This is a genomic window from Lentilactobacillus fungorum (assembly GCF_016860605.1).
Taxonomy (GTDB): Bacteria; Bacillota; Bacilli; order Lactobacillales; family Lactobacillaceae; genus Lentilactobacillus; species Lentilactobacillus fungorum.
Map to the genome: position 1 here is coordinate 80,619 of NZ_BNJR01000012.1, position 22,937 is coordinate 103,555.

A 22,937-nucleotide genomic window follows, 5' to 3' on the forward strand; every position below is an offset into this window, starting at 1 on the left:
GAGCGGTCAATCAATGATACTCGAACGCAACAATTTCCCCAACGTCAAACAAATTACCAGAGAGCTCAACCGGTCGGGGCTAAAGAATCAACTTAAAAATTTCAAGGAGCTGACAACCATTTATCAGCTTAGGCATGCCGGTGCCAATGAGATCGGCACCAAATTGGAAAACCTTGACGATGAATATTCAATCAACTATGACCATAATCCGATTCATCATATGGAAGAACGAATGAAAAGTGTCAACAGCCTGCTCAATAAATTAAGGCGCAAGGGCTACCCCATTACGATTGACAGCATCAAGGAAAACATTCACGACATTGCGGGTATTCGGGTAGTTACTAATTATATTGAAGATATTTATCGGGTAGAAGATGCTTTAGTTTGCCAATCGGACGTGACCTTACTAAAGCGAAAAGATTACATAAAATCGCCGAAGCCAAGTGGTTATCGAAGTTTGCACATTGTGGTTTCCGTTCCCGTTTTTCAATCAAATGGCGTATTCGACGTCCCAGTAGAAGTCCAAATTCGAACAATTGGCATGGATATGTGGGCCAGCTTGGAACACAAACTCCGCTATAAAACCGACGTTCCCCCTGACAAAGTCACCAAGCACACCGCCAGCCTCCAAAAATATGCCGCAGAACTCTACGATATTGAAAGCCGGATGCAAGAAATCTTTAAAGACCTGAGTTGATTGAACGAAATTGGCCCACAGGTGAAAATTCTGATTCGAATTTTCACCTGTGGGCCGTATTTTTACATAGATGTTAATTAAACGGGTCGTCGGGGGACTAACCCCGCTGTCCCATGCATTTTGACGCAAGCCGCCAGTGCGCGCCAGCCATTAGCGTAATGCTGAACCGGTTTGCCAGCCGCAATTCGGCGCGCCTGCTGTTCACAATAACTCGTCACCAACAGGGCATTATACTTGTCGTCCAAGCGTTTGTTTCCCATTGTGAGCTTAAGTGGAGCCGGATGATATTGATCCGCCAAAATTCGGTTAGGCAAATCCGGCATTGTGGCCATTGCTGTACAAATGCCAATCATGTCGGCATCTTTTCTCCCCAGTGCTTCTTCCATTGTCGAAATATTTCGGAAACCGCCACTAATCACAATCGGAACATCAACCAGTTGATGAATCATATGCGCGTAACCAGAAAAGCCTAATTCAGAATTTTCATAATCATCACCAGCCAATTCAATCAAATCAATTCCCAATCCCGCCATTGTTTTAATCACTGCCGTTAGATCGGTTTCAGTAAACCCATTGAGATTAATGTCTGTCAGGCTAAGCTTCAAGCTGATCGCAAACCGTGCACCACAGCTTTCACGAATGCCGTGGTAGATTTCGGTTAAAAAGCGCATTCGGTTTGCAAGCGAACCGCCATATTGATCGGTTCGCCGATTGGTTTCTTGGGACAAGAACTGTGTGATTAAATATCCAAATGCCCCATGTAACTGAACACCGGAGAAACCTGACAGTTGTGCAATTTCAGCGGTTCGGACATATTTAGCCACTAACTGTTGAACTTCGTCAGTTCGCAATTCCCTCGGCTGGTTAAAGTACCGACTGCTAGCTCCCGTAATCGGAATTGCACTGGGAGCCACTGGCTGTTGCTGAAAAATTTTGGGTGATTGTCTGCCTGGATGATTGATCTGCAGCCAAAGTTGGGTGCCATTGACGGTTCCGGCTTCGGCCCAGCGCCTTAGGGTTGCCAGATCCCGCTTACTGTCGATCACGACATTTCCCGGTTCCGCCAGTGCCTCGTGATCAACCATGACGTTGCCGCTGACAACAACGCCCGCGCCACCAAGCGCCCATTGATGATAGAGATTGGCAATGAGGTTATTTGGCCGGCCATCTTCTGAGGCCATCGTTTCGCTCATCGCTGACTTAAAAAATCGATTCTTGAGATTAACGCCACATGCCAATTGAAGTGGTTTGGCAATTTGTAAATAGCTCATGATAATTCGCTCCTCTCAGTTAGATTTGATCCGTCAGTATAGTTGAATTAATCGTACCCCGAAATCGTTATCTAAGCAATTCAAATTCAATTGCTATTTTGTTTACGAAATTGGGGCCAATCAATTACAATGTAGCCAGAGGTGATCAATTCAATGGACAAACAATGGATTTCACAATTACCGATTTCAAATGTGACCAAACTGGTCCGGGTTGGTGGTGGCGACGTGAATAATGCTTATCGCCTAGAAGCCGGTGATGATACTTACTTCTTACTCACCCAACCTCATCAACCGGCCACATTTTACGCGGGCGAAATTGCCGGTCTAAAGGATTTTGAAAAACACGACATTTTAGCCCCACGCGTTTTAGGCAATGGTCAAATTAACGGTGACGCTTATTTACTGCTCAATTATCTTGAGACAGGCCAAGGCAGTCAAACCGATTTAGGACAGCTAGTCGCCAAGCTCCATCATGTTCATAGCGCCAATGGCCAGTTCGGCTACGACCTTGACTATGTCAGCAACGATGAAAGCTTCGACAATCGTTGGACCGACTCTTGGCGTGAGTTATTTGTCAACCGACGCTTGGATAAATTGCGCTCAATGATCTTGGCCAAGCATCTTTGGACAAGTCGTGATGATGACAAATATCAACGTGTCCGCGAGGTCATTTTAACCGAATTATCCAAACATCAAAGCGACCCTTCCTTACTTCATGGTGACCTTTGGGGCGGAAACTATCTATTTTTGGCTGACGGCCAACCAGCCTTAATTGATCCAGCGGCATTTTATGGCGACCGAGAATTTGATTTGGGGGTAACAACTGTTTTTGGCGGATTTGATGCTGACTTTTACGCGGCTTACAATGCTGCTTACTCATTAGATCCAGGGGCCAATCAGCGAATCAACTTTTATCGGATGTACTATTTAATGGTTCACGTAAATAAATTTGGTTCAATGTATAAGAGCGGGGTTGACTCCGCAATGAACCAAATTTTGGAAAATGCGAGAGCTTAACTGGTAGCTGGAAGTCAAGCTTGACTGACTTCCGGTTTTTTTAGGCCGAATGGACGACTAGTCCGGTCGCAATGAACTTTTCTGATAAATTCTCAGAATCTTATTATTTACAGCTGCTATTTTTATGATGAGTAATCAGCTATTTTTAAGGGGACGCGGAGCGCTGATTATCATTGTTCGATTAGGTGCTGTTTGCTATTAGATAGCTATTCTAGTTAGAAAGTTACGGCTATGCCAGTTAACCGTTTTGTTTTGCTCAGTGGTTAGGACAGCTACGCAAAGCAACAATCTGCGCGTAAGCACCCTCGAGAAAATTTCCAAGCCCGGGGATTTCCGCCCGAGGAAACTTATGTTCCAGTTTCTAATCGCTTTGCTCCGCTCACTGCTCTTAGGACAGCTACTAGGACAGCTGCGCAAAGCAGAAAGCTACACGTAAGCACCTCTAACAAAAATTCCAGAACCGGGAATTTCTGTTAGAGGAGACTTACGCTCCGCTTTCTAACCGTTTTGCTCCTCTCACTGCTCTTAGGACAGCTACGCAAAGCAGAAAGCTGCACCTAAGCCGACTTGGCCAAAAATCCAAACCCGGGATTTCCGGCCAAGTCGGCTTAGGCTCCGCTTTCTAATCGCTTTGCTCCGCTCACTGGATATAAGGGGATTTAATCATGACAAGTACAATTTTGTTAGTTGAAGATGAGGCCGCCATGAGTGCCTACTTAATTCCTGAACTGCAATTCGAGGATTACCACGTTTTACTGGCACAAGACGGGGTTGAGGCCCTTCAAGTTTATGATAATAATCGCGGGAATCTCGATCTGATTATTCTAGATTGGATGCTGCCCAAGCTCGACGGCCTCGAAGTTCTTCGCCGGATTCGAAAAAGTGATGACATTCCAGTCATTATGATGACCGCCAGGGATTATGTTGGCGATAAAGTCGCCGGCCTTGATAGTGGTGCCGATGATTACATCACTAAGCCGTTTGAGATTGAGGAACTCCTTGCTAGAATTAGGGTCATGCTGCGCCATGAAAATCAGCATCCCCAAACGACTAGTCTCTATACAGTCGAAGATTTAACCTTAAACACAAAATCCCGTCAAGTTACTAGAAATAACCACCTCATTCAATTGACCCAGCGAGAGTATGAATTGCTTTTGACGTTGATTCGTCACAGTGGCGAAACTCTCACCCGCGATGAACTCTTAGATGCCGTCTGGGGAGTTGACTTTGAAGGCCAACCCAATGTGGTAGATGTCTATATTCGCTACTTACGAAATAAAGTCGACCGAAATTATCCAAAGCAATTGATTCACACGGTTCGAGGAATTGGCTACGTTTTAGCCGGAAATTACCAGGAGTAAGGTGATCCGCGTGCGACTTAAAAAAAATCGGACAACCGCTGAGGCCATCCGGCATAACTTCATCATCGTATTTACTTTCTTTGCGTTATTAACCGGGGCGGCCGTGGTTACTGTCGTCGGGGTCAACTTAGTTCATCAACGCCAAACCGAATCAGCCGAATTACTAAAAAGTCTCAACCGATCGTTTATTGATGACAAGCCTGATTGGACTCAGTGGCGAAAAAATAGCAGCATTAACACGCAAAACACCTACGTTAAAGTTACCGATGAAGCCGGATCAGCCAGTCAAAAGCAAACCTTTTATTCAAGAGGCGCCAAACAATTTCTAGCTCTTCAGCAAACCAAGATTTTTAAAAAACTGGCCTTGCCGTTCTTTCCAGCGTTAGTCTACACCAAGCATTATGGCCTTTTCTATTACCGTAGCGGTGAACGCCGTGGCCAACATAAAAATATTCGCTCCGAAATTTGGCTCAGCTTAAATCCCGTCGTCGATACGCTAATTTCGGTCGTTCTTGTCGTCTTACTCACGTTATTAGTAAGCCTACTAATCGGTTGGTTTGTGATTTCACTCGTTGCCAAACGGCTGACCAGATCCCTTGAAGTCCTTGAAACCACTGCGCGAAAGCATAGTCAATCGGTTGTTAATATTGAAAGTTTGTTACCGGTTCCCGATTCACCTAGTGAAGTTCGCGAACTTTCCATTAGTTTTAACGAACTTCTTAGTGCCATTATTGAGAATAACAAAAAAGAAAAAGCGTTTATTTCCAATGCTTCCCATGAACTGCGAACACCGATTGCTGCCATTCGGGGCCACATTTCCTTAGTCAAACGACGGGGCAAAACCCACCCGGAAATTGTTGACCGCTCATTACATTTTATCGACGACGAGTCAGCCAAAATGCAGTCGTTGGTGAACAGTTTGCTGGCCCTCTCAAGGGCAGATAAGGGAATCGTCGAAAAAAGTCCCTTTGATTTGGCAGGAATTGTCAATGAAACAGTCGAAGAACAACGCGTCGTTCTCAGCCAAACCATTCAAGTGCTTGGTGCGAAGTCAGCAACGGTCTTTGCCAACCAAACTAGCATTTCTCAAATTTTATCAATCTTACTAGACAACGCGGGCAAGTATTCACCACCCGACTCAATAATTACCGTGCGCATTAGGCAAACGGCCAGCGATACCGTCTTATCCATTGAAGACCAGGGGGCCGGAATTTCCGCGGCAGAAAAACGCCATATCTTTGACCGTTTCTATCGTGGTGATCATGCTCACAACAGCGAAATTGTCGGCAATGGTCTTGGATTGGCGATTGCCCTTCAACTTGCCAACCTAAACGGGCTTCAACTAACGGTTACCGATGTCACACCACATGGGGCGAGCTTTAATTTGATCTTTGACCCTTCGAAATTCCATTGACAATGCGTTTCTGAGAAATTCTCATTTAGCTCTTCTTTAATCCCTGTATTAGCAATGAACGATTCATCGTATTCTCTACGTATAGAAGAATATCTTGATAGTTAGAAGGGATTCAAATGGACTCATCATCGCTTAAACATCCAATCCTCATTGCAAGCTGGGTGGGGTTTGTGATCCTCGCCGTCATGGCGTCACTTGAAAACATTCAGTTATTTGCTTTGGACCGCCAAAGCTTGAATTATCTCGGCCATTTTATCACTGTTCAGCGAACTGAAATTTTTAAAACGGTTGCCACGATCTCCGCACCAGCAGTCATCATTTTGTTGTCACTTGGATTATCCTTGGTTCTTTGGCATTCCAAGCAGTTCTTTGAATCCCTAGCGGCTTTGACGATGACTGTTACAGGAAACTTAGTTGGTTTTTTGATTAAATTACTTGTGCAACGCCCAAGACCAACGACCATGCTAGTAAATGCTAGCGGTTACAGTTTTCCCAGTGGCCATGTCGTTAGTGCGACCATTTTTGTCTTTGTCATGTTTCTATTTGGCATCAAACTCATCCGATCCGTTCGCGTCCAATTGTTTACGGCAATGGTATTGATTTTCTGGTTGGCGTTGGTCGCTATCTCGCGAGTTTACCTGCAGGTTCACTATCCTTCAGACGTCATTGGCGGCGGCCTATTCTCACTACTTTGGTGTGACACTATTTTGGTCGCTTTTCGCCGCTCCCAAACTAACTTAGAACGCTTAATCATTAACAAACGAGGCATTGATCATGAATCTTAATAAGTCACAACCCATCATTCCGATCATGGCAATAGCAGCTAGCTTAGCTGCAATCGTGTTAAGTATCATCTTGCTGATTAATCAGGTCACCCCATTTGGTCACCAAAATTTGCTGGTGGGGGATATGGGGGCCCAGTACGCGCCATTTTTTACCTATTTTCACCATGCCGTTGCTGCTGGCCAGTTCCCAGCCTTTTCATTTTCAATCGGAGTTGGTGCCAATAGCTTTCCGCTAGTGGCTTATTATCTACTAAGTCCATTCAACCTAATTATTTTACTGTTTTCAGCTAGTCAAACTCCCACCGCGATCACTTACATTTTAATCCTAAAGGTGGCAGCCATTGCCGCTTCAATGGCCTTCTTCTTGTCTCGACACTTTGGGCGATCCGACTGGTCGATTTTAATTTTTGCCATCACGTTTAGCCTGTGTGGGTTTGTGGCCGCCAACTTTGTGAACATCATGTGGTTAGACGCGCTGATTTACTTACCACTTATTTGCCATGGCATTGACCGGTTCAAAGCAGGCAATTCCAGTAACCAACTATTTATTTGGTTAACATTGTGTATTTTAGTCAACTATTACATGGGTTACATGATCGGCTTATTTACCATTATTTATATGATTCAAACAATCATTCAAACTCAGCCTTCAAATACCAAGTTAATTGCCGCAAATGGCCCGTTCATCAGGCGATTCATCGTTACAGAACTTTGCAGTGGCTTAACCAGCATGGTCGTCCTGTTGCCAACTGCCTATGGCATGCTACAAACGGCCAAAGTTGGCCCCGAGAATATTTCACCAATCAGTCGGTTATTCTTCCAATTTGGCCCTGAAGGCTTTTCACAAATTGGCTTAGGCGCCACTGTTTACGATAATCGGTTACTGCGGGCACCTGCTATTTTTTCATCGCTGGCAATTTTTCTGCTGGTTGCAACCTACTTTGCCCATCCAAAAATCTCACGGCGCCACAAATTCGGTGTCGCCACCTCACTAGCTGTTCTCTTGTTGAGTATGTTGATTGAACCAATTAATCTAGCTTGGCATTTATTCAGCCAGCCAGCCGGGTCACCATTCCGTTATTCATTTTTGTTCAGCTTCATCATGATCACCACTGCATACGAGGCTTGGTCGGCAAAGCCTCAGCTCATCGGTCGCCGAGCTAAGCTGTTAATTCCAACGCTGACAATTGCGTTGTTAGCAGCCAGCTTCATTTACATTCGGTTGTCCCCCGTCGCTTCACTCACTGATTACTTATCGCTACAACCCGATTCAGCAAAGGTGTTACTTTTAAACAGCTTTCTTGTCTGCATTTTCGCGATACTGATCACTGTCAAAAATCAAAATTGGGTATGGCCCCTCATTGCCGGCATTATTGTTGCTGAAATGGGAACCAACTTTGAAGCTGCTCTAAAAAGTGAACCACTCGGTAACCAATCAGTTTACGAAGCACTTGTTCGCAAACAAACGGCTAACCTGAACCAAATTTCGTCATCAACAACTCTTTATCGGATTAATCAATCCAGCAGCCAGTTAGCCCCAGCCTTTCAGGAACCTTACCTAGGCTACAATGACCCCCTGCTTTTCAATTATAATGGCATTCAGGAATACAGCTCCACATTAAACGAAGCCACCCGGCAAACCCTCAAGATGCTTGGGTTGTATAGTAAGAATCAACGCCGAATCAGCACGGCTGGATCAACAGCCATTTCTAACCTGCTACTGGGCGTCAAGACAACCATCAGCGGCCAAACTACGACCCCCAATCCGGCTTATGTCGGGATGGGCTTTCCAGTAACCACTCAATTCACCAATTTAAAATTAGCAAGAGGTTATCTGTTCTTAAACTTAGAAAACACACTTCAACGCATTCAACCAGCTAAACAGCCTTATTTAATAAGTGAAACTGCCAATCTAGTCAGTCGGACCGCTTCGTCACAGTCCCAAAAGACTTATACGGTTAAAATAACACCCAAAGCAAGCGGACCGCTATATCTAGATACCTCTGACAATACATTTGATTACGCGGCTATTCAGGTGAATGGCTACCGGCTTAAAACCATCTCTAATCCATTCCATCACGCCTATTTGGTCAAGCTCGGTTCAGTCAAGAAAGGAGCGCCGGTTATCCTCAAATTTAAGAGTCGAAGCGCTCACGCAACCAGCATGATCCATTTAAAGAGTCTAAACGTTGCGCAGCTGACCAACTTAACCGCCAGTTTGCGAGCTCATTCGTTTCAACCAACTTACCAAAATAATCAGGTTACTGGAACCGTCACCCGCTCAGGTAATCACAGCTGGCTTTATACCGCTATTCCTTACGATAATGGTTGGAAAGCCACTGTAAATGGTCAAACTGTGGCGGTAAAGCGCGTCTTAGGCAATTTTATCGCCCTCCCCTTAAATGCCGCGACTAATCATATTACACTGACCTACCACACGCCAGGTCTATTGCTTGGCGCCATTCTGTCATTCATCGGCTTGTTAGCTTATTTAGGCACCATGATTTGCCGGCGATTATTGTTGGCAACCAAAGCAGCTAAGCATTAACGCCACTCCACTTTAATGAGGCTGCACCAAACTGAAAACTAAACGCAAACTAAAATCAACCACTATCGCAAACTCATTTGGATAGTGGTTGATTTGGGTGTAATGCAATTCCTCATTGCTAGTTATTGCTTCAATTTTATTTTAGGATAATCATAGTTGGAATAGGTTACAGATGTCCAGCTTCAATTTATCCGGCTCAATGAATGATTCTAAATAAAGTGAGGTAAAGTCTAATGGTCCCTTCTTTTGATATTTGGTATATGGCAATTGCTGCTATTGGGTTAGTTCTCATCCCAATTGCGTTCTTCTTGATTTTTCGAAACCGCTGGCACTTAAAAGCGCTGCCGATGTGGATTGGTGTCTTAATCTTTTTTGTATTCAGTCAAGTGCTTGAAAAGATTATCAATGTCATTATTTTGCGGCCCCAGCCAAATGGCACCATTGCTTTAGCCAATAACCATCCGTGGTTATTCGTTATCTATGGAATCCTAGCTGCCGGAATCTTTGAAGAAACTGGGCGCTTGGTGGGATTTCTCTATTTAAAAAAGAAAGTTTCCGGTTTGCAAACTGCGATTTCATATGGAATCGGTCACGGCGGCATTGAAATGATTTTAATTGGCGCAATGAGTCTGGTAAGTTATCTCATCATCAGCACTGGCATTAATGCTCATAATCAAAAAATACTTACAACCGTCGCTAGCAGCTTAACCCAATCACTGACAACAAACGCCGGCTGGCTGATTTCTGAAACCATTATTGAGCGCTTATTTGCATTTGGGATTCAATTGTCACTTTCAATCCTAGTCTGGCTTGCAGTCAATCGGACTGCCAGGCGCTGGCTTTACCCACTGGCAATTGGTTTGCACGCAATCGTTGACGTGCCATCAGCCATGTATCAGGCACATTTGCTTTCTGGAATGACAATGACGCTCTCATTAACGATTCTTTTGACACTGTTGTTGGGTGCGTTCGTTGCTTGGTATGTCAACAAGTTAGGCATTCATCTAACTATCGATTAACGCTTACTTTCCAAATAAGATTAATTGGAGGTGTTTAATTGAAAAAACTATTAGGAGGTTACTTTAATTTCACCCTCAATTCTACATAAATAAAATAACCGTAAAAAGGCTAGTAGCTGTGAATTTTGCTACTAACCTTATACTACTAACCTTATAATATAATGACTTTTGCAGGCAACAATCGTTAAAATATCATTCCGCATAGTATATACTAAGTGATCTTTATCATTAATTCTTCGTGACCAACCATCTTGATGTTTGAGCCTTTCAGGTTTTCCTAAGCCGTTGTTAAGACCATCTCGCTTAATTGACTTAATGAGTTGATCAATCCGTTTTAAGGTTTTACGATCTTCGCTTTGCCATTCGACATATTCATCCCAAGCATCATCTAAAAATTCAACTGCCATTTATTCGTCACCATCATCCAAAAGCTGATGCTCATGGACGTCTTTATCTTCGCTAACTTTTTTAAACCGACGATTAAGTTCAGCTTGATTTGCTTCACTATAAAACGGATCCCTAACGTCAAAGGGTAAACCGCCTTCAGCAATACTTTTCTTAATGAAGATGTTGATAGCGGTTGAAAGATTAAGCCCCAAAGAATCAAAAATCTCGGCAGCTTGTTGTTTATCTGCCAAATTAGTTTTAACCGAAATTGACGTCTTTTCTTTTTTAGTATCTGGCATCATCCTCACCTCTTCACCATTGTAGCACAATATGTATACGGTAGATGTGTATTGTGCTTCGATGGATGTCCACAGTTACCATGGTCAAAGCAATTTTCACTTTGTTATCTTTCAATTTTTTGGGGCAGCCGATCCGAATGATGCTGCGCCGGTTAATAATCGGAGCATAAGTACCCTTAGCCAAATTCCCAGGACCAGGGATTTCAGCTAAAGGAGACTTATGCTCCGATTATTAATCGCCCGGCTCCGCATACTACTCTTCTACCAAATGCCAGTCATCGGCCCCACCATATACAAACCAAACGCCATGACAATTAAGCACAGACCGGTAACCGTGTACTTATACCAACCATGCATCCGGTATCGTTTCGGTAAGGCTTTGGCTTCCAGCATCAGTAACAATCCCAGCACAATCGGTAACATCACTGCATTTAAGACTTGGACGAAGACCGCCATTTGAACCATTTCGACGTTCGCCAGTACTAACACCGCACCGATAACGTGAGCCAAAATATAAATCGTATAAAAGCCGGCACTCTTCTTACTCAATTTTTCATTTAAATTATGGCCCCAGCCCAGCACTTCGGTAATGCCCCAAGTCCCAGCCAAGGCAACGACTAAAGCCGCCACTAGGGCACCGCCCATGATGCTTACGCCAATCAGGATCTTTGCTGGCGCGCTGCCAATGAATGGCCCCAGTGCTGATGCCAAATCACCAACTGAACCCAATGCCCGGTGCGAGCCGGTTCGGCCAATTGTGGCGGCAAAAACGACGACAAACAAAATCATAATGCCTTGCGTTAGAAAGGTGCCAATTAATGTATCGTGTTTTGCTTTTTTAATAGCCGCCTTATTCAATTGTTTATCAACGACGGCACTTTGCTGGTAAAAGATCATCCAAGGCATGATGACCGCGCCAACATTTGCGGCGACTAAATATATGTATGAAGCATGCTGCCAGGGAATTGTCACCAGGCCTTGCGCCATTTCGCCAATGCGAGGATGAATGAAAAAAATGGCGCCAATAAAGGCTAATTCGGCGAGGCCAACAATCACGCCGATCTTTTCGGTTCGCCGATAACTGCCAGTAAACGCCACAGCAATCAGCAACACCGTTGCCACCGGAATCGTTAACCATTTGGAGATGCCAAACAACTCGCCAACCCCGGCAATCCCAACGAATTCCGTTAACAAGGCGCCAACCGCCGAAACGGCCAACGTACCGGCAGATAGCCAGGCCCAGCCCTTACCAAAGTTTTCCCGGATCAACGCCCCATGGCCCTTGCCGGTCACAATTCCTAATCGAACGGTCATTTCCTGGGCCATATACAAAATGGGAATTAATAGTAGTTGCGGCAGCACCATTGCGTATCCCCACTGAGCTCCGGATTGAGCCGCCGTGATTAAACAGCCCGCATCCGTATCGGCCAACATCACAATCAGCCCTGGCCCCCACACCTTTAACCAACTGCCAACTTTCTCTTTTAGGTCTGAATGAATCCTTGCATTTGTAACAGTCGTTGCTTCTTTCATGGAATCACGCCAATCTTTAATGAATACCAAGTTCTAGTTTGGCCTCTCGAGACATCTTGTCAATCGACCAAGCCGGCTCCCACACCAAATTAATTTTGACCTCGTTGACTTCATCGAAGGCCATTAACTCTTCGGCGATTGCTTCGTTGAGGTAATCCGTTAACGGGCAGCCGGCAATCGTCAAGGTCATTGTGACGGTACAAAGTCCCTGATCATCTAAATCAATCCCATAAATCAATCCCAAATTCACAATATCGACGGCCAGTTCCGGATCAATCACGTTTTCTAAAACGGCCATCGCTTGATCTTTAAATGATCGTTTTTCATCGGTTTGACTCATTTTCAACACCTCCGTTAGCCGATTGAGCCTTCCATTTCAAAACTAATCAGCCGATTCAATTCCACCGCGTATTCCATTGGCAGCTCCTTGGTAAATGGTTCTACGAAGCTCATGATAATCATCTCAGTGGCCTTAGCTTCCGAAATTCCCCGACTCATCAAATAATAGAGCTGTTCTTCAGAAATCTTGGATACTTTGGCTTCATGTTCCATGGACACGTTATTATTCAATATTTCGTTGTAAGGAATCGTGTCACTGGAAGACTTGTCATCCATGATAATTGTGTCACATTCCACGTGGGCAAATGAGCCATCAGAATGGCGGCCAAACTTGATTTTGCCACGGTAGTCCACCGCACCGCCATCCTTGGCAATTGACTTGGACACCACTGAAGATGAGGTATTCGGGGCGTTATGAATCATCTGGGCGCCGGTATCCGAATCAATGTTTTTGCCGGCCACTGCGATTGATAGCATGGTGCCCCGGGCGCCTTCACCGTTCAAATAAACTGAAGGGTATTTCATGGTCACTTTGGAACCTAGGTTGCCGTCAACCCACTCCATAATGGCGCCTTCCAGTGCTTGGGCCCGCTTGGTTTCCAAGCTATAAACGTTATTCGACCAGTTTTGAATGGTTGTATAACGACAATAGGCGTGGGGCAAGACATTAACTTCAACCACGGCTGCATGCAGGCTGTCGCTCTTATAAGTTGGCGCCGTGCAGCCCTCGACATATTCAACATGAGCGCCTTCGTCAACAATAATGAGGGTGCGCTCAAACTGACCGGAATTTTCAGCGTTCAACCGGAAATAAGCCTGGATTGGCGTTGTCAAAGTCACACCTTTTGGAACATAGATAAACGTCCCGCCGGACCACACCGCAGAATTTAACGCCGCATACTTATTGTTTGTGGGTTTAACTAACTTGCCAAACCACTTTTTGAATAATTTCGGGTATTTCTGTAAGGCCGTATCCGTATCGGTAAAAATAATGCCTAACTTCTCAAACTGTTTGACCATGTTGTGATACACCACTTCAGACTCATATTGAGCCGATGAACCAGCTAAATACTTACGTTCGGCTTCTGGGACGCCTAACCGGTCAAAGGTCGTTTTAATTTTTGCCGGCACATCATCCCAATCCCGGTATTTTTTATCGGTTGCCTTTTGGTAAAACTTCATATTATCTAGGTCAAGCTTCGTAAGATCTGGGCCAAATGACGGCTGTGGCATCTTCAAATAAGCGTGGTAGGCAGCCAAACGATAATCCAGCATCCACTTTGGTTCATGCTTTTCGGCTGAAATTTGGCGGACAATGGCTTCTGTTAAGCCTTTACCGGTTGTATAGACAGGCTTAACGTCATCATGGAAGCCATATTCATAATCCGACTCTTTTACAATTTCTGATACATCAGTCATGATGGTCATCTCCTTTTTGGTCTAACAGTTCATCCAGCGCGTGCCAAGCCAGCGCTGCACATTTAATTCGGGCAGGAAACTCTGCCACTGACCCAACCAGCGCGGCATCCCCTAAATCGTCATCGTCTTGGTCACTAATCGTTTCACCAGAAATCAGGTGCGAAAACGCCATAATCAGTTCGCGAGCCCGTTGAACTGGTTGGTTAACTAACACAGTGGTCATTAAACTCGCCGAAGCCTGAGAAATTGTACAGCCGCTGCCAGTAAATTTTAAGGCCGCAATCTTGCCATCCTTAAGCTGGGCGGCGACGTTGATCACGTCACCACAAGTTGGGTTTCTCAATTCGACGACGCCGCTTGCATTGGTTAACTCGCCCCGATTGCGAGGATGCTGGGCGTGGTCTAAGATCACTTCTCGATAGAGTTGATTTAACTTAGCTAATCCCATCGGCGAAGAACTCCTTTACTGCTGTAATTGCTTCCACTAATTTGTCTGCTTCGGCAAAGGTATTGTAAAAATAAAAACTGGCTCGAGCCGTAGCGGTGACGTTTAAATAATCCATTAAGGGCTGGGCGCAATGGTGACCCGCCCGCACAGCGACGCCTTCCATATCCAAGCCGGTCGCAACGTCGTGGGGATGCAGGCCAGCTAAGTTAAATGCCATGACACCGGTATGCTTATTAGGATCGGACGGCCCATATAGCGTTAAGCCATCAATTGACAATAACTTTGGTAACGTATAGGCAACAATTTCGCGTTCATAAGCCTGAACGTTTGCCATTCCAAGCTGGTTTAAGTAATCAATCGCACTAGCTAGACCAATTGCGCCACTGATGTTAGGGGTTCCAGCCTCAAACTTCCAAGGCAATTGTGTCCAAGAAGCGTCCTGATGGTGAACAAAGTCAATCATTTCCCCGCCAAATTGAGCTGGCGGCATCATTTCCAATAGATCTTGTTTGCCATAGAGTACCCCAATGCCGGTGGGGGCTAACATTTTATGACCCGAAAAAGCGTAGAAGTCAACATCTAAATCTTGAACATCGACCTTCATATGTGGAACCGCCTGAGCGCCGTCGGCAATCATATAGGCCCCGTGCTGGTGAGCAATTGCGGCCAATTCCTTGATTGGGTTGACGACTCCCATCACGTTAGCCGCATGGGCGATCGATACAATCTTGGTTTTGTCAGTAATCTGGCGTTTGGCACTCGCCATGTCCAGTTCACCGTCTTTGGTTAAGTCAATGTACTTGAGCGTTGCGTGCCGCTTTTGGGCAACCTGCTGCCAAGGGACAATATTGCTATGATGTTCGAGCTGAGAAATCACAATCTCGTCGCCTTCATTGACTACTAAGTTACCAAAACTCGCTGCGACCCAGTTAAGTGCTTCAGTCGTCGACCTCGTGTAGACAATCGATTTGCGGCTTGCCGCGTTGATGAACGCCGCAACTTTATCCCTGGCAGCTTCGTAACGATCAGTTGCCCGCTCAGCTAAGGTATGAACCCCCCGATGAACATTGGCATTATCTGCTTGGTAATAGTTCAAAATCGCCGTTAACACTTGGTTAGGCTTTTGAGTTGTCGCCGCGTTATCCAAATAGACCAAGGGTTCGCCATTTACTTGTTGATCCAAGATTGGAAAATCCTTTCTTGATTCATTCAGTCCTTTGTCCATTGACAAGCTTCCTTTCAATCATTGCGATCATCTGCTCACGAACTTCAGCCATCGGAATATCTGAAAGCACCACGCCCAAGAACCCACGGGCTACTAAGCGCTGAGCAACTTCTTTGGTCAGCCCCCGACTCATCAGATAGTAAAGCTGGTCTTGATTAATGCGTCCAACACTGGCAGCGTGGCCGGCAATAACGTCATTTTCATCAATTAATAAAATTGGGTCGGCATCGCCTCTGGCTTTGGGTGAGAGCATCAGCACCCGGTTTTCTTGTTGGGCTTTAGAACCGTGGGCGCCTTTAATAATTTTGCCAATGCCGTTGAAAACTAATGCCGACGCCCCGAGTAGGATGCCGCGTTGTAAAATATTTCCTTCTGAATGGGCACCATAATTGGTCACTTGGGTATCAATTCCTTGAGTCTGGCGATCAGTTGAAATGGCCACCGTTTGCATTTCCGTATGCGAGCCAACCCCCACTAAATCAGAATCAAAGTCAGCAACCGTATTGCCGTCATTGAACAAGCCGACGGTCCAATCAATTCGCGCGTCTCTGTCCAAGTAGCCCCGGCGGTTAATATATGAATGCGTTTGGGCTGCTAATGAATCCAATGCGGAAAACTTTACATAACTGCCAGCCGCCGCCACGATTTCAACCATGACGTGAGCAGGATTTTCAGTTTCCCCAACGGTTGCCAGCCGCTGAAGGACTTTAAACCGGCTATTTTCACCGGCCACGATTAATGTATGGTTGACAAAATTGGTTGTCTGGCGGCTGTCTTGAAACTGCAAGAGGTTGATTGGTTCATCAATTTCAACGTCGTCTGGAACATATAAAAAGGCGCCACCGTTGACCAACGCCGCGTTGGCTGCAGTTAAGCGGTCCTCATCAAAATGAATTGCTTTTGAAAATAAGAACTGCTTGACGAGATCACCATGTTCTTTAATCGCCGTCGCCAAATCACAGAGAATAACACCTTGCTTAATTAATTTTTCACTTAATTTGGCCTTGGCAACGATCTGCCCCACACTGGCAAATTGGTACGCGGCTGATTCGTTAACCACCGTTTGGGGGATCGACATATTGATACCTGGATCAGCCGTTAAATTTAATAAAGGCCAACTGTGATAATTAATTTTGGCAAAGATTGGCATTTCCAAGTCATCAATTTTTGACCAGGCCCGCTGCCGCAAGTCAGTTAACCATTGTGGTTCACTAGCAAACTTTGAACTTTCAAGCAGCGCGGGATCTTTTTTTAATACAGCAGCTTTTGGCATCTTATCGACCCCCGTTTCCTGCCGGAACATCTTCGTCAACTAAGTCAACATCTAGGTTAAGTTCTGCCCGCAAGCCAGCATACCCAGTCCTTTCGAGTTCCTTGGCTAACGAATCATCGCCGGTTTTGACAATCCGGCCACCCATCATTACGTGAACCTGATCTGGATGAATGTAGTTTAGCAGGCGTTGGTAGTGGGTAATCATCAACACACCAAAATCGGGACTCATCATTTCATTGACACCTTTTGAAACGACCTGCAAGGCATCAATATCCAACCCAGAATCAATTTCATCTAAAATTGCAAAGGTTGGTTTAATGGTCATCAGCTGTAAAATTTCGTTTCGCTTTTTCTCGCCACCAGAAAACCCTTCATTTAAGTAACGTTCGGCCATATCGGCTGACATGTTCAAAACATCCAGGTTATGATCAAGCTGCTTTAAAAATGTTCGAATTGGAATTGGCTTATCTGCCGGTCGGGTGGCGTTAACGGCAGCCCGCATAAATTCCGAGTTCGTAATGCCCTTGATCTCAGCCGGATATTGCATGGCTAAAAATAACCCAGCCCGGGCGCGTTCATCAACCGTCTTATCTAAAAGACTTTCCCCATCCAAAGTGATATCGCCCTTTGTCACAATGTACTTAGGGTTTCCCATGATCGTTTCTGATAAAGTTGATTTACCGGTTCCATTAGGTCCCATAATTGCGTGGGTTTCGCCAGTATTCATCGTTAAATTAACGCCCTTTAGAATTTCTTTAGTTGCCTTTGTCTCTTCATCAGCAACGCTGACATGTAGATCACTTACTTTCAAAGTTGTCATTATGGCAACCTCCTTTCAGGTTTCAATACCTTACAATTCCATGAAAGCCAGATTATGAGAATTCCGTTAAGAATAAAATTAGCTTTTATCATAAACTCCTATTGCCATTTGCGCAATGTGCGATTTTTTATTCATTTAAATAAAATAGCGCTTTCTTAGCCATCCATCAATATCTCGCACGTTTTGACCGTCACTTCAGCTTAAAGTAATTAAGTATAAATTTCTAAAAAAAGATTGTTTTATCATAAAATTAGAATATTATTAGAAGCATATCTGCTAAATGACAACTCAAATTACTAAGTAGGTGACGAAATGAGCCAATTAACATCTTCAGGAAAGTTAATGTATTCCGATAAGTTTGAACATGCTGCCTGTGGCATGGGCTTTATCACCCAAGTTGACGGCAAGGCCAGCCATCAACTGGTTGAAAAAGCTTTAACCATGCTGCAGCGAATGAATCACCGTGGCGGTACCGGTGCCGAGCCGGATACTGGTGATGGGGCTGGCATTTTAATGGCCATGCCCGACGCCTTCTTTCGCAGTGAGATGGCCAAAGTTGAGCTGACACTTCCTAAGAAGGGCGATTATGCGGTTGCCCAATTATTTCTACCACATAATGAACAAGAACGTGATGCAATGTTAAAGGCCGTTATCCAGAAAATAGAAGTCGCCGGTTTCACCGTTTTGTGGACCCGTTCCGTTCCATTTGTTTATGAAAGCTGCGGCCCAGCAGCTCAAAAATCAATGCCTGGTTTTGCTCAAGTCATTATTAAAAGAAGCTTTGAGGTTAAGCCTGGCCGCGATTTTGAAGACCGCCTGTACGTGTTACGCCGGCAACTGGAAAAAACGTTTGATCGGCAATCGATGTATATCTGTTCGCTTTCCAGTCGTACCCTCGTCTATAAGGGAATGTTGCACGCTTATCAAGTGAGCCGGTTTTATTCGGACCTACATCACCCCGAAATGAAAAGTGCTATTTGCCTGATTCACTCCCGATTTTCCACCAACACATTTCCCAGTTGGGACCGTGCCCAACCATTTCGCTTTTTAGCCCACAATGGTGAAATCAATACTTTAAAGGGCGCCGAAAATTGGATGACCAGCCACGACATTGAAATTTACGATGAGGATGATTCTGATTCAGCCAAACTGGAAAACTGTATGGAGTATCTTTACCGCCATGGACGCACCATTCCTCAATCGCTGATGATGATGGTGCCAGAAGCTTGGGGCAAGGGGGCCGATCTTCCCACTAAGCAGCGCGCTTTTGATGAGTATAACGCGACGTTCACTGCCCCATGGGACGGTCCGGCCGCGCTTTGTTTTACTGACGGTATCCAAGTTGGTGCTTTTCTGGATCGAAATGGCTTACGGCCTTCCCGCTACACCTTGACAAAGGACAACGAATTAATCGTTGCTTCAGAATCAGGCGTGGTTGACGTTGCCCCAGAAGACATCGTTGACAAAGGGATTCTGTCGCCGGCACAAATGCTGCTAGTCGATACTGATAAAGGCAAAATTTACAAGTCTGACGAACTCAAGCACCAATTTTCAGAGGCCCATCCATATGAACAATGGTTAACCGCCAACCGGCTTACGTTAGATAAGTTGCCGGAAGTCAAATCCGAGCCGAAAGTTACTGGCGATGCCCTTCAAAAACTTTGGCGACGAAACGGCTACACTCACGAAGTCATCGAAACGGCCTTGATTCCCATGGCCAAAAATGGCGGTGAACCGGTTGTTGCCATGGGCTTTGATTCACCTTTAGCGGTTCTCAGTAAAAAGCCGGAGTCTTTATTTACCTATTTCAAACAATCGTTTGCTCAAGTGACTAATCCACCGATTGACCCTCTGCGAGAAAAGATTGTGATTAGCACCACGCTTTTCTTGGGTCGAGACGGAGATGTCACCCAAGACGCGGCAGGAAATTGTCAAAAATTGCGAATTGACAGTCCGATTTTGGATGATCAAGCCTATGCCAAGATTTCCAACCTGGATTTGCCGGCCTTCAAAGTCGCCAAACTTTCATTAGCTTACGACTTAACTGCCACACCGAATCGATTGGCCCACGTGTTGGAACGTCTGTTTAAGCAAGCAGAAAATGCCATCGATAATGGCGCAACCATCCTGATTTTATCTGATCGGCCAGTTCATGAACATCAAATGACGATTCCTGTTTTGCTGGCGGTCGCCGGCCTTAATAATTATTTGGTTCGCCAAGGTAAAGGCACGGCAGCTTCAATCGTCGTCGATACCGCCGAAGCCTGCGAAATCCACCACTTTGCCTGCTTGGTCGGCTATGGGGCAATGGCCATTCACCCTTACGGTGCATTTGCCACCCTAACAGAACGCGGCTTGGATCGCCAAATTCCAAGCTATTGCCGAGCTTCAACTAAAGGCATCATCAAGATCATGAGTCGAATGGGGATTTCTACGGTTGCTGGTTATCAAGGCGCTCAATTATTTGAAGCTGTTGGTCTAGCTGACAGCGTTGTTAATCAGTATTTCACCGGCACGCCAACTCGGATCGGTGGTATTCAGTTGGATCAGATTGAAAATGAATATTATCAAAAATATCAGTTGGCTTATGGCAGTCGATCAATCGATGATTTACCATCCGGTGGCAGCTTCCAATACAAAGTCGACGGTGAATACCATCTTTATAATCCAAAATCGATTTATCAATTCCAAAAGGCCGTCCGTTCAGGGGATTATCAAGAATATCAAAAGTATGCCGCTCAAATGAACCAAGAAGCTCAAGCTAATCCAACAACTCTGCGGTCCATGTGGCAGGTTCACCAAGCTGGTAATCAACCAGTTCCTTTAAGTGAAGTTGAACCAGTGAGTTCCATTGTTAAGCGATTCAAGGCTGGCGCTATGAGTTTCGGCGCACTTTCTCAAGAGGCCCATGAAACCATTGCAATTGCGATGAATAAACTGGGTGCTCGCAGCAACACCGGCGAGGGTGGCGAAGACTGGCGACGTTTCCACGTTGGCAAAGACGGCGTGGATCGCAACAGTAAGATTAAGCAGGTATCCACCGCCCGCTTTGGTGTCAACACCGAATACTTGATGAGTGCCGAAGAGATTCAAATTAAGATGGCCCAAGGCGCCAAGCCTGGTGAAGGCGGTCAATTGCCAGCTGGCAAAGCCTACCCGTGGGTCGCAAATATCCGCGGTTCAATTGCTGGCGTCCAACTGATTTCACCGCCGCCCCATCACGATATTTACTCCATTGAAGATTTAAAGCAGCTTATTTATGACTTAAAGCAGGTTAATCCTTATGCCATCATCAACGTCAAACTGGTTTCATCAACCGGGGTTGGCACGATTGCGGCTGGCGTGGTTAAAGCCGGCGCCAATACCGTTGTTGTTTCTGGTTACGACGGTGGCACTGGTGCGGCTCCCAGAAACTCAACCCGCGACTGTGGGCTGCCTTGGGAAATGGGCTTGGCCGACGCGCACCAAACGTTAGCACTTAACCACCTACGTCAACGGACAACCCTAGAAGTTGATGGTAAGTTACTTACCGGCCGAGATATCGCCATTGCAATCATGTTGGGTGCCGAGGAATTTAGCTTTGCCACCCTAACCATGGTTGCTATCGGCTGTATCATGATGCGGAAGTGTAATTTAAATACCTGCCCAGTTGGGATCACGACTCAAAACCCAGACTTAAGAAAGTTATATGCTGGCAAGCCTGAATACATTATGAACATGATGCGCTTCTTGGCTGAAGACCTCAGAGAACAAATGGCACAATTAGGTTATCGAACTGTCGATCAAATGGTCGGTCACGGTGAACATTTACAACCACGCTATGTACCAGCTGGCAAGGCTAAGACGCTCAATTACGATCGCATCATTCAAAAAACCATCCCAATCGCGCGCAAGGTAAAAGACCCCTTCAAGCCAAAGTACAATTGGCCAGATTTGGATCAGTTTGCTAAGGCCAGTCTTAAAAATGGTACTTCAACAACCGTCAATCTCCCAATTAATAATACCATGCGCGCAGTGGGAACTCGAATGGGTGGCTGGATTGGCGCTCATTTCGGCAACAATGGCTTAAAACCCGGCTTGCTTAAATTCCACTATCAAGGGACGGCTGGCCAAAGCTTTGGGGCCTTCATCACTCAAGGAATGGAAGTCAAGTTAACCGGCGAAGCAAATGATTATGTTGGTAAAGGCCTTTCCGGCGGCCGCTTGATTGTCGCCGCACCTAAACAAGCTAGGAATTTGTACACCCACTCGCCAATTATCGGCAACGTTGCCTGCTTTGGGGCAACCGGTGGCGAGGCTTACTTCAATGGCCGAGCCGGCGAGCGATTCTGTGTTAGAAACTCGGGCGCCAATGTTGTCGTTGAAGGTATTGGCAACAATGGTTGTGAGTACATGACCGGCGGCGTTGCGGTCATCCTTGGCCGAACGGGGAGAAACTTTGCGGCCGGTATGTCTGGTGGCATCGCCTATGTGTACGATTGGACTCACGAATTCGAAAAGAACTGTAATCGCGACTTGGTTGACCTCTATCGTGTCGGTGAAAATGGCGATGATCGAATCTTGAAACAATTAATTCGCAAGCATTACACCTATACCCAATCAGAGACTGCCAAGCAAATTCTTGACAATTGGGAAAAGGAAAAACACACGTTCATTAAGGTTTACCCGCGGGATTATCATAAGATGCACGATTTGATCAAACAATTCACCAAATCGGGCATTCCTAAGGAACAAGTGATCGAAAAAGCATTTTATCTGGCAACGGGGCAATAAAGTTACCCTTATTTAGCAGAGTCGGGCACCGCCAAGCAGTAGTCTGCACATAAGCGCCTTGGCGAAAAATTCCAAAACTGGAATTCTTGTCCGAGGCGACTTACGGTTTGGTTTCTAATCACCTGACTCCGCTCACTTTATTCTTAGGACAGCTACGCAAAGCAGGGATCTGCGCGTAAGCACCTCAACCAAAAATCCCAAACCTGGGGATTTCTGGTTGAGGAGCCTTACGCTCCGATCCCTAAGCGCTTTGCTTCGCTCACTGATTTTAGGACAGCTACGCAAAGCAGAAACTTCCGCATAAAACAT

18 protein-coding genes are annotated in these 22,937 nt (G+C 45.5%); 8 read left to right on the top strand and 10 right to left on the bottom strand.

From position 1 onward, the window contains the following. Nucleotides 1-13: 13 nt before the first annotated feature. The gene (locus YK48G_RS06085; RefSeq protein WP_203629829.1) at nucleotides 14-697 is read left to right on the top strand and encodes a GTP pyrophosphokinase; all 684 of its coding nucleotides are present in this window, start codon (nucleotides 14-16) and stop codon (nucleotides 695-697) included. Between the two features lie 77 nt (nucleotides 698-774). On the opposite strand, the gene YK48G_RS06090 is transcribed toward YK48G_RS06085, so the two are convergent. Beyond that, the gene (locus tag YK48G_RS06090) at nucleotides 775-1,968 is read right to left on the bottom strand and encodes an oxidoreductase (protein ID WP_203629830.1); all 1,194 of its coding nucleotides are present in this window, start codon (nucleotides 1,966-1,968) and stop codon (nucleotides 775-777) included. Between the two features lie 153 nt (nucleotides 1,969-2,121). On the opposite strand from YK48G_RS06090, the gene YK48G_RS06095 reads away from it, so the two are divergent. The 6 genes from YK48G_RS06095 to YK48G_RS06120 all read left to right on the top strand — a co-directional run bounded on the left by YK48G_RS06095 (nucleotide 2,122) and on the right by YK48G_RS06120 (nucleotide 10,112). Next, on the top strand, nucleotides 2,122-2,985 hold the full coding sequence (locus tag YK48G_RS06095; RefSeq protein WP_203629831.1) for a fructosamine kinase family protein: 864 nt from the start codon (nucleotides 2,122-2,124) through the stop codon (nucleotides 2,983-2,985). Between the two features lie 665 nt (nucleotides 2,986-3,650). After that, the gene (locus YK48G_RS06100) at nucleotides 3,651-4,346 is read left to right on the top strand and encodes a response regulator transcription factor (RefSeq protein ID WP_203629832.1); all 696 of its coding nucleotides are present in this window, start codon (nucleotides 3,651-3,653) and stop codon (nucleotides 4,344-4,346) included. A gap of 10 nt (nucleotides 4,347-4,356) precedes the next feature. Beyond that, a complete protein-coding gene (locus tag YK48G_RS06105) occupies nucleotides 4,357-5,760 on the top strand; it encodes a sensor histidine kinase (RefSeq protein WP_203629833.1) in 1,404 nt (467 codons plus the stop codon). A gap of 116 nt (nucleotides 5,761-5,876) precedes the next feature. Then, nucleotides 5,877-6,545 carry a phosphatase PAP2 family protein gene (locus YK48G_RS06110; protein WP_203629834.1) on the top strand — a complete coding sequence of 223 codons (669 nt, stop codon included), beginning with the start codon at nucleotides 5,877-5,879 and terminating at the stop codon, nucleotides 6,543-6,545. Then, on the top strand, nucleotides 6,535-9,093 hold the full coding sequence (locus YK48G_RS06115) for a YfhO family protein (RefSeq protein WP_203629835.1): 2,559 nt from the start codon (nucleotides 6,535-6,537) through the stop codon (nucleotides 9,091-9,093). Before YK48G_RS06110 ends, YK48G_RS06115 begins: the two co-directional genes overlap by 11 nt. A 233-nt stretch (nucleotides 9,094-9,326) precedes the next feature. Next, complete coding sequence (locus tag YK48G_RS06120; RefSeq protein ID WP_203629836.1) at nucleotides 9,327-10,112, top strand: YhfC family intramembrane metalloprotease; 786 nt, start codon at nucleotides 9,327-9,329, stop codon at nucleotides 10,110-10,112. Nucleotides 10,113-10,249: 137 nt separating this feature from the next. On the opposite strand, the gene YK48G_RS06125 is transcribed toward YK48G_RS06120, so the two are convergent. From YK48G_RS06125 to sufC, 9 genes are all read right to left on the bottom strand, one after another. Further along, entirely contained in the window at nucleotides 10,250-10,519 is a 270-nt protein-coding gene (locus tag YK48G_RS06125; RefSeq protein WP_203629837.1) for a Txe/YoeB family addiction module toxin, read from the bottom strand. After that, a complete protein-coding gene (locus YK48G_RS06130; protein WP_203629838.1) occupies nucleotides 10,520-10,798 on the bottom strand; it encodes a type II toxin-antitoxin system RelB/DinJ family antitoxin in 279 nt (92 codons plus the stop codon). Between the two features lie 261 nt (nucleotides 10,799-11,059). Further along, entirely contained in the window at nucleotides 11,060-12,331 is a 1,272-nt protein-coding gene (locus YK48G_RS06135) for an NRAMP family divalent metal transporter (RefSeq protein WP_203630086.1), read from the bottom strand. Nucleotides 12,332-12,347: 16 nt separating this feature from the next. Then, on the bottom strand, nucleotides 12,348-12,671 hold the full coding sequence (locus tag YK48G_RS06140; RefSeq protein WP_203629839.1) for a metal-sulfur cluster assembly factor: 324 nt from the start codon (nucleotides 12,669-12,671) through the stop codon (nucleotides 12,348-12,350). 14 nt (nucleotides 12,672-12,685) lie between these two features. Further along, a complete protein-coding gene (gene sufB, locus YK48G_RS06145) occupies nucleotides 12,686-14,089 on the bottom strand; it encodes a Fe-S cluster assembly protein SufB (protein ID WP_203629840.1) in 1,404 nt (467 codons plus the stop codon). Further along, nucleotides 14,082-14,537: a Fe-S cluster assembly sulfur transfer protein SufU gene (gene sufU, locus YK48G_RS06150; RefSeq protein WP_203629841.1), complete on the bottom strand. Its 456-nt coding sequence runs from the start codon at nucleotides 14,535-14,537 to the stop codon at nucleotides 14,082-14,084. The genes sufB and sufU overlap by 8 nt, the downstream gene beginning before the upstream one ends. After that, the gene (locus YK48G_RS06155; protein ID WP_203629842.1) at nucleotides 14,524-15,762 is read right to left on the bottom strand and encodes a cysteine desulfurase; all 1,239 of its coding nucleotides are present in this window, start codon (nucleotides 15,760-15,762) and stop codon (nucleotides 14,524-14,526) included. Before YK48G_RS06155 ends, sufU begins: the two co-directional genes overlap by 14 nt. Then, nucleotides 15,743-17,035 carry a Fe-S cluster assembly protein SufD gene (gene sufD, locus YK48G_RS06160; protein ID WP_203629843.1) on the bottom strand — a complete coding sequence of 431 codons (1,293 nt, stop codon included), beginning with the start codon at nucleotides 17,033-17,035 and terminating at the stop codon, nucleotides 15,743-15,745. The genes YK48G_RS06155 and sufD overlap by 20 nt, the downstream gene beginning before the upstream one ends. A gap of 1 nt (nucleotide 17,036) precedes the next feature. Next, nucleotides 17,037-17,855, bottom strand: a complete 819-nt coding sequence (gene sufC / locus YK48G_RS06165) for a Fe-S cluster assembly ATPase SufC (protein WP_203629844.1) — start codon at nucleotides 17,853-17,855, stop codon at nucleotides 17,037-17,039. Between the two features lie 312 nt (nucleotides 17,856-18,167). Between sufC and gltB the strand changes: the two genes are divergently transcribed. Further along, nucleotides 18,168-22,628, top strand: a complete 4,461-nt coding sequence (gltB, locus tag YK48G_RS06170) for a glutamate synthase large subunit (RefSeq protein ID WP_203629845.1) — start codon at nucleotides 18,168-18,170, stop codon at nucleotides 22,626-22,628. Nucleotides 22,629-22,937: the final 309 nt, after the last annotated feature.

Bases quoted from the DNA above. Each gene is read 5' to 3' on its own strand.
- YK48G_RS06155 (WP_203629842.1), bottom strand. From the start codon at position 15,762: ATGGACAAAGGACTGAATGAATCAAGAAAGGATTTTCCAATCTTGGAT.
- gltB (WP_203629845.1), top strand. From the start codon at position 18,168: ATGAGCCAATTAACATCTTCAGGAAAGTTAATGTATTCCGATAAGTTT.
- YK48G_RS06110 (WP_203629834.1), top strand. From the start codon at position 5,877: ATGGACTCATCATCGCTTAAACATCCAATCCTCATTGCAAGCTGGGTG.
- YK48G_RS06115 (WP_203629835.1), top strand. From the start codon at position 6,535: ATGAATCTTAATAAGTCACAACCCATCATTCCGATCATGGCAATAGCA.
- YK48G_RS06140 (WP_203629839.1), bottom strand. From the start codon at position 12,671: ATGAGTCAAACCGATGAAAAACGATCATTTAAAGATCAAGCGATGGCC.
- sufB (WP_203629840.1), bottom strand. From the start codon at position 14,089: ATGACTGATGTATCAGAAATTGTAAAAGAGTCGGATTATGAATATGGC.
- YK48G_RS06100 (WP_203629832.1), top strand. From the start codon at position 3,651: ATGACAAGTACAATTTTGTTAGTTGAAGATGAGGCCGCCATGAGTGCC.
- YK48G_RS06090 (WP_203629830.1), bottom strand. From the start codon at position 1,968: ATGAGCTATTTACAAATTGCCAAACCACTTCAATTGGCATGTGGCGTT.
- YK48G_RS06135 (WP_203630086.1), bottom strand. From the start codon at position 12,331: ATGAAAGAAGCAACGACTGTTACAAATGCAAGGATTCATTCAGACCTA.
- YK48G_RS06120 (WP_203629836.1), top strand. From the start codon at position 9,327: ATGGTCCCTTCTTTTGATATTTGGTATATGGCAATTGCTGCTATTGGG.
- YK48G_RS06125 (WP_203629837.1), bottom strand. From the start codon at position 10,519: ATGGCAGTTGAATTTTTAGATGATGCTTGGGATGAATATGTCGAATGG.
- YK48G_RS06095 (WP_203629831.1), top strand. From the start codon at position 2,122: ATGGACAAACAATGGATTTCACAATTACCGATTTCAAATGTGACCAAA.
- sufC (WP_203629844.1), bottom strand. From the start codon at position 17,855: ATGACAACTTTGAAAGTAAGTGATCTACATGTCAGCGTTGCTGATGAA.
- YK48G_RS06085 (WP_203629829.1), top strand. From the start codon at position 14: ATGATACTCGAACGCAACAATTTCCCCAACGTCAAACAAATTACCAGA.
- YK48G_RS06130 (WP_203629838.1), bottom strand. From the start codon at position 10,798: ATGCCAGATACTAAAAAAGAAAAGACGTCAATTTCGGTTAAAACTAAT.
- sufD (WP_203629843.1), bottom strand. From the start codon at position 17,035: ATGCCAAAAGCTGCTGTATTAAAAAAAGATCCCGCGCTGCTTGAAAGT.
- sufU (WP_203629841.1), bottom strand. From the start codon at position 14,537: ATGGGATTAGCTAAGTTAAATCAACTCTATCGAGAAGTGATCTTAGAC.